The sequence below is a fragment of the Rhodococcus sp. EPR-147 genome, from assembly GCF_001647185.1.
GTDB lineage: Bacteria > Actinomycetota > Actinomycetes > Mycobacteriales > Mycobacteriaceae > Rhodococcoides.
On the sequence record NZ_LVCU01000288.1, the window covers coordinates 1 to 6058 of the forward strand.

The following is a 6058-nucleotide window of genomic DNA, read 5'->3' on the forward strand; positions in this document are numbered from 1 at the left end:
GGAAGGTGCCGAACGAAGCCGACGGTGTCGGTCAGCACGATCTCGCGGCCGTCTTCGAGGGTCGACTTCCGCGTGGTGGGATCGAGGGTGGCGAACAACGCGTTCTGGACCAACACACCGGATCCGGTCAGGGCATTCAGCAGACTCGACTTGCCCGCGTTCGTGTATCCCACGATCGCGATGGACGGCACCGTACCGCTCAGGCGCTGTTCGCGTTTGGTGTCGCGGGCCTGCTTCATGCCCTTGATCTCGCGGCGCAGCTTGGCCATTCGCTCGCGGATGCGTCGACGGTCGGTCTCGATCTTCGTCTCACCCGGTCCGCGCAGACCCACACCACCGTTGCTGCCTGCACGTCCACCGGCCTGCCGCGACATGGATTCACCCCAGCCGCGGAGCCTGGGCAACATGTACTCCATCTGCGCGAAGGCGACTTGCGCCTTGCCTTCTCGCGAGGTCGCGTGCTGGGCGAAGATGTCGAGGATCAGCGCGGTGCGGTCGATGACCTTGACCTTGACGACCTTCTCCAGCGCATTGAGCTGAGCAGGCGTCAGTTCACCGTCGCAGATCACCGTGTCGGCACCGGTCGCGAGGACGATGTCGCGCACTTCCTTGGCCTTGCCGGAACCGATGTACGTCGCGGCGTCGGGCTTGTCGCGTCGCTGCATCAGCGCTTCGAGTACCTCCGAGCCGGCGGTCTCGGCGAGTGCAGCCAGTTCGGTCATGCTGGACTCGGCCTGCGCGGCCGTGCCGGTGGTCCAGACTCCGACCAACACGACGCGTTCGAGGCGCAGCTGCCGGTACTCGACCTCGGTGACGTCGGTGAGTTCGGTGGACAGTCCGGCCACTCGACGCAGCGCGGTGCGGTCTTCGAGCTGCATGTCGCCGGACGACGGGGAGTTCTCGTCGTTCAGCGGAGACCGAGCCAGTCGCCTCGACCACGCGTCGGACTCTTCGCGAGTCCAGGCGGATTCGGTTTCGGGAGCACCGTCGACCTCGTCGCGACTGTCGTCGACCGGTTCGCCCGCAGGGGATGTTTCATGTGAGTTCGTCATACGTCACCCATGATCCACGAAAAGCCCAGCGTATGCACGCGGGTTTCGGTCCGGGCGGATGCAGAGGCCGGGGCGATCGTCAGGACTGAGCCTTCAGCCACCGGTCGTCGATCTCGCCGCGGGCCAGCAGCACCGACGGTCCGCGCAGAGTGGCACCGACGTGATCGATGTTCACGCGCACCCGACCGCCGAGCACACCGACGCTCACCTCCCCGGTCTCGAGACCCTCGTAGGACAGCGCCGCCGCGGCCGCCGCCACGGTTCCGGTGCCACACGATCGCGTCTCCCCGACGCCGCGCTCGAACACGCGCATCTCGACGGCACCGTCGTCGAGCCTGGTCAGGATCTCGACGTTCGCGCCGCGGGGAAAGAACTCGGAGTCCAGTGTCGGCGGCGCGGACAGGTCGAGAGCGCCGAGAGATGCGCGCGTCAACGCACCGTCGACACAGGCCAGATGAGGGTTCCCGACGTCGATCCCGACGCCCTCGTACGTTCCACCCGCGAGGGTCACCGAGCTCGAGCCCATCAGCGTGACATCACCCATGGCCACGGTGACATCGGCGTCGGTGTCGTCGAACGAGTGGACGGTCACAGCGCGTGCACCGGCCCGCGAACCCACCACGAACTGGTCACGTTGTTCGAGATCGTGCACCCGCAGATAGTGCGCGAACACGCGGACGCCGTTGCCGCACATCTCGGCGATGGTGCCGTCACCGTTGCGGTAGTCCATGAACCAGTCCTCGGGCTCGACACCCGACGGAATTCGATCGAGTACGCCTGCATCTCGGAGCACACCGGCCCGGGCGACGCGCAGAATGCCGTCGGCACCGAGGCCCTGGCGTCGATCGCACAACACCGAGACCGCCGACCTGGTGAGTTCGAGCTCGGCTGCCGGATCCGGCAGTACGACGAAGTCGTTCTGAGTTCCGTGGCCTTTGGCGAATTCCATGGCCGCGAGTCTACGTGGGCTCGGTTACGAGGGATCGATCGCGGACAGGGCGTCGGACATCAGCGTGGGCGACGCACCGTCGAGCCAACGGACACGGTCGTCGCGGCGAAACCACGAGCGTTGGCGTCGCACGTAGCGTCTGGTTCCGATGAACGTCCGTTCGCGCGCGAACTCGACGTCGTACTCCCCCGCCAACACGTCGAGAGCCTGCGCGTACCCGATCGCGCGCGACGCAGTGACGCCCTCACGCAGCCCCAGACCGAGCAGCCCCTCCACCTCGTCGAGCAGTCCGCTCTCGAACATCTGTCGCGTGCGCTCGGCGATCCGCTCGTCCAGTTCGGCCGTGTCGCGGTCGACTCCGAGCACCACCGTGCCCCAGCGAGGTGCGCCGATCTTCGGAGCCGAGGCCGCGAACGGCTGCCCCGTCAGCTCCACCACCTCGAGCGCCCGGACCATGCGCCTGCCGTCGGTGGGCAGTATCGACGCGGCAGCCTCGGGATCGGCGGCCGTCAACGCGCGATGGATCTCCTCGACACCGTTGCGTTCGAGGACTGCTTCCCACTTCGCCCGCACGACGGGGTCGGTTGCCGGAAAGGCCCACTCGTCGAGCAACGATTGCACGTACATCATCGATCCCCCGACGATGATCGGGCGCAATCCGCGCGATCTGATGTCCTCGACGTCGGCGACCGCAGCCGCTTGATACCGCGCGACCGTGGCGATGTCGGTGACCTCGAGCACATCGAGTTGATGGTGCGGAATCCCCCGCCGCTGAGCGACTGGCAGTTTCGCGGTCCCGATGTCCATTCCCCGGTACTGCTGCATCGCGTCGATGTTGACGATTTCGCCGCCGAATTTCTCGGCCAGATCGAGAGCCAGATCGGATTTACCTGCGGCCGTCGGGCCGATGATCGCGACCGGAGTCGTGGCCGGATCGCTCGCCCCGTCAGTCACGAGACCAGGTCCCCACGAAGTATCCGACGCCGAAGGGGGCACCTCGGTAGAGCTCCGTCGTCGTCTTCGCATCGGCTCCGGCGAGTGCTGCCAGCACCTGCCACGCCGCTCGGCCGCCGACACCGAGCGATGCGCACAGGTCCGGTTCCAGACCGGCCAACGCGTCGACGTCCGCTGCCGCGAGGGCATCGTCGATCCGGCGCTGGACCTCCTGGGCGCGCTCGTCGAACGATCCGGGGGCCTTCGGAGTCAGCGTGTTCGCCCCGTCTGCCAGCACCAGCACGCCCCAGCTCTCCGCCGAGGCGTCGAACTCTCGGCGCAGCTTCTCGCCGAACTCGGCGCACCACTCGGGGCTCGCATCGGCCGGGATCGTGCGGACCTCGACCGCGTCGTCGGGCGCAGCCACTCCTCGCAGCCACCCCGCGATCAGAACGGCCAGCGGCAGGTCCGGGTCTGCCGCAGTCTGATCCGCGGCGCCGGACAGGCTCACCACCACGTCGACTCCGAAGCCTCGCAACGTGCCGACCGTGGCCTCGCCGAACGTGGAGGACGTGCGATCGACGCCGACGGCGATCCAGCGGTCGACCGTCGACGTCAGGTGTGTCGTGGCGCTGACGGCGGCGGCCCGAAGATCTGCTGTCTCGGCCGCCCCCGCGCCCATCAGTTCGGGGACCAACAACGGCGGAGAGGGCACCAGGGCCGCGGCACGAAACACGAGCACCACGCTAGTCGCTGGTGCGACTTGGCCGGACGGGTCCACCTCGAGTCGTCTGAGCTGTTTCAATGGTCCGATCGGTCGTCACCTAGTTCAATGGTGTCCAGATCGCGATTGAGGCAGCCGTGACGCGCGGCAGAGATGAGGAACAATGACCGACCCGAACGCCGGTACCCCCACCACCCCCGAGGCTCCGTCCTCGGATGCACCCGCCCAGCCCCCCGGTGCCACCGCTCCCGATGCGGCGAACCACGGCGGACCCAAGCCCGGAGGTGCACCCAAGCCGGGCGGTGGACCGAAGCCCGGTGGTGGACCCAAGCCGGGCGGTGGACCGAAGCCCGGTGGTGGACCCAGGCCCGCGGGTCCCGGTACCGGTTCTCCTCGGCCCGGCGGTTCGGCCGGTGCCAAACCTCACCCCACGCCCTCCCACGTCCCCACGGCAATCCCGGCGGTCACGCCTGCGAGCGATCCCAGCAAGTTCGGCAGAGTCGACGACGACGGTACGGCGTGGGTGACCACCTCCGACGGCGAGCGGCAGATCGGGTCCTGGCAAGCCGGAGACGCAGCGGAAGGGCTCGCCCATTTCGGTCGGCGTTACGACGATCTGGCCACCGAGGTCGGTCTGCTCGAAGCTCGATTGACCTCCGGTACAGGCGACGCCAAGAAGACCAAGGCCGCAGCGTCCGCGCTGCTGGAGAGCCTGCCGACTGCGGCAGTGATCGGTGACCTCGATCTGCTCGCGAGGCGACTCGACGCGGTCGTCGAGCATTCGGACGCCGCAGCAGCGGTGGCCAAGCACGAGAAGGAGCTCGAACGCGCCGAACACACGGCACGCAAGGAAGCTCTCGCAGTCGAAGCCGAACAGATCGGCAGCGAATCGACCCAGTGGAAGCACGCGGGAGATCGGCTACGCGAAATCCTCGACGAGTGGAAGACGATTCGCGGGGTCGACCGCAAGATCGACGATGCCCTGTGGAAGCGGTACTCGAAGGCTCGGGAAAACTTCAATCGTCGCCGCGGCGCGCACTTCGCCGATCTCGATCGTGAGCGCGGTGCGGCCAAGACTCGCAAGGAAGAACTCGTCGAGCGGGCCAAAGCCCTGTCGTCGTCCACCGATTGGGGTCCCACCGCAGCTGCGTTCCGCGATCTGCTGGTGGACTGGAAAGCATCCGGCCGCGCTCCTCGTGATGCCGACGACGGTCTGTGGAAGAACTTCAAGGCCGCACAGGACGTGTTCTTCGCCGCCCGTAACGCCGCGGCCTCCGAGCGGGACGCCGAGTTCGAGGCCAACGCCGAGGCCAAGGAAGCCCTGCTGGCCAAGACCCACATCGACCCGAGCAAGGACCTCGACGCTGCCCGCTCGGCGCTGCGCGATCTGCAGGACAAGTGGGATGCAATCGGCAAGGTCCCGCGCGAGAAGATGCAGGAACTCGAAGGCAAACTGCGCGCGATCGAGAAGTCGGTGCACGACGCGGTCGAGTCGCAGTGGCGTCGCTCCGACCCCGAGGCTGTAGCCCGCGCGGCCCAGTTCCGCGAACGGGTGGCTCAGTTCGAGGATCAGGCTGCGAAGGCGACCGCAGCAGGCAAGACCAAGGATGCCGAGCGTGCGCTGGCACAGGCGCAGCAGTGGCGCGAGTGGGCCGACGCAGCGGAGAGCGCCGTCGACGAACTGTGAGTCGACGAACTGTGATTCGCTGACCGGGGACGGCCGTTCGGGCCTACGGGGCCGAGTGGCCGTCCCACAGTCGGAGCTTCTGTTCACCCGACGCGGCCGCGATGCGTCGCTGCTCCTGGGCGGCGAGTTGGGCGTTCGTCTTCTTCCACACGGCCTTGAGCCAGTGGAACGTCAGAGCGATGACGGTGATCCACGCGATGATCAGGCCGATTCCCGGTCCGGCGCCCTGCACGTTGTCCGGCACGGTCTGCCGCGTCCAGATCGAGAACATTCCGTACACCGACGACACCGCACACCCTGCCAGGGCAGCCCAGGCCAGCGCCCAGATACGGGTGACGAGTGCGAGCACCGACATCACCACACCGAACGTGAGCACGAGCACGACGAAGACGCGCGACGGCAGTGCGATCGATTCGGCAACTGCGGCATCGCTGCCCGTGAGCACGTCGAACCCGCTGGCCGATCCGGTGTGCGGCAACGCGAACGTGAACAGCAGGACCATGACCAGCCCGGCCACCACCATGGCCCGCGCGCCCGGATCCAGTTCGGTCATCACCGCCCTCTCGGTCCGTCCGAGTTCCTCTGCGGATCGAGAGGGTACGACGCGATCGGGTCCGTCTGTCTCTGTCATGCGGTGCATCCTGTCTCTGGCGTCAGCGGCGCCGGTGCGCCGATCGAGGGAAGTCCGAGGCCGACGCCGATCGGTGCCGTCT

Annotated in this window: 6 protein-coding genes; 1 reads left to right on the forward strand and 5 read right to left on the reverse strand. The window is 67.5% G+C overall.

The annotated features are described in order from the left end of the window. From hflX to A2J02_RS13730, 4 genes are all read right to left on the reverse strand, one after another. Positions 1–1052: GTPase HflX (hflX, locus tag A2J02_RS13715; protein ID WP_156516218.1), on the reverse strand; the 1052-nt coding region annotated here is incomplete at its 3' end. 79 nt (positions 1053–1131) lie between these two features. Next, complete coding sequence (gene dapF / locus A2J02_RS13720; RefSeq protein WP_068050684.1) at positions 1132–2001, reverse strand: diaminopimelate epimerase; 870 nt, start codon at positions 1999–2001, stop codon at positions 1132–1134. Positions 2002–2025: 24 nt separating this feature from the next. Further along, the gene (gene miaA, locus A2J02_RS13725) at positions 2026–2955 is read right to left on the reverse strand and encodes a tRNA (adenosine(37)-N6)-dimethylallyltransferase MiaA (RefSeq protein ID WP_068050685.1); all 930 of its coding nucleotides are present in this window, start codon (positions 2953–2955) and stop codon (positions 2026–2028) included. After that, complete coding sequence (locus A2J02_RS13730; protein WP_068050688.1) at positions 2948–3670, reverse strand: class III extradiol dioxygenase subunit B-like domain-containing protein; 723 nt, start codon at positions 3668–3670, stop codon at positions 2948–2950. The genes miaA and A2J02_RS13730 overlap by 8 nt, the downstream gene beginning before the upstream one ends. A gap of 151 nt (positions 3671–3821) precedes the next feature. Here A2J02_RS13730 and A2J02_RS13735 point away from each other — a divergent pair, with 151 nt between their 5' ends. Next, a complete protein-coding gene (locus tag A2J02_RS13735) occupies positions 3822–5345 on the forward strand; it encodes a DUF349 domain-containing protein (RefSeq protein ID WP_068050686.1) in 1524 nt (507 codons plus the stop codon). Positions 5346–5388: 43 nt separating this feature from the next. Here the strand turns inward: A2J02_RS13735 and A2J02_RS13740 are convergent, their stop codons facing one another. Beyond that, on the reverse strand, positions 5389–5976 hold the full coding sequence (locus A2J02_RS13740) for an Rv2732c family membrane protein (RefSeq protein WP_068050689.1): 588 nt from the start codon (positions 5974–5976) through the stop codon (positions 5389–5391). Positions 5977–6058 lie beyond the last annotated feature (82 nt).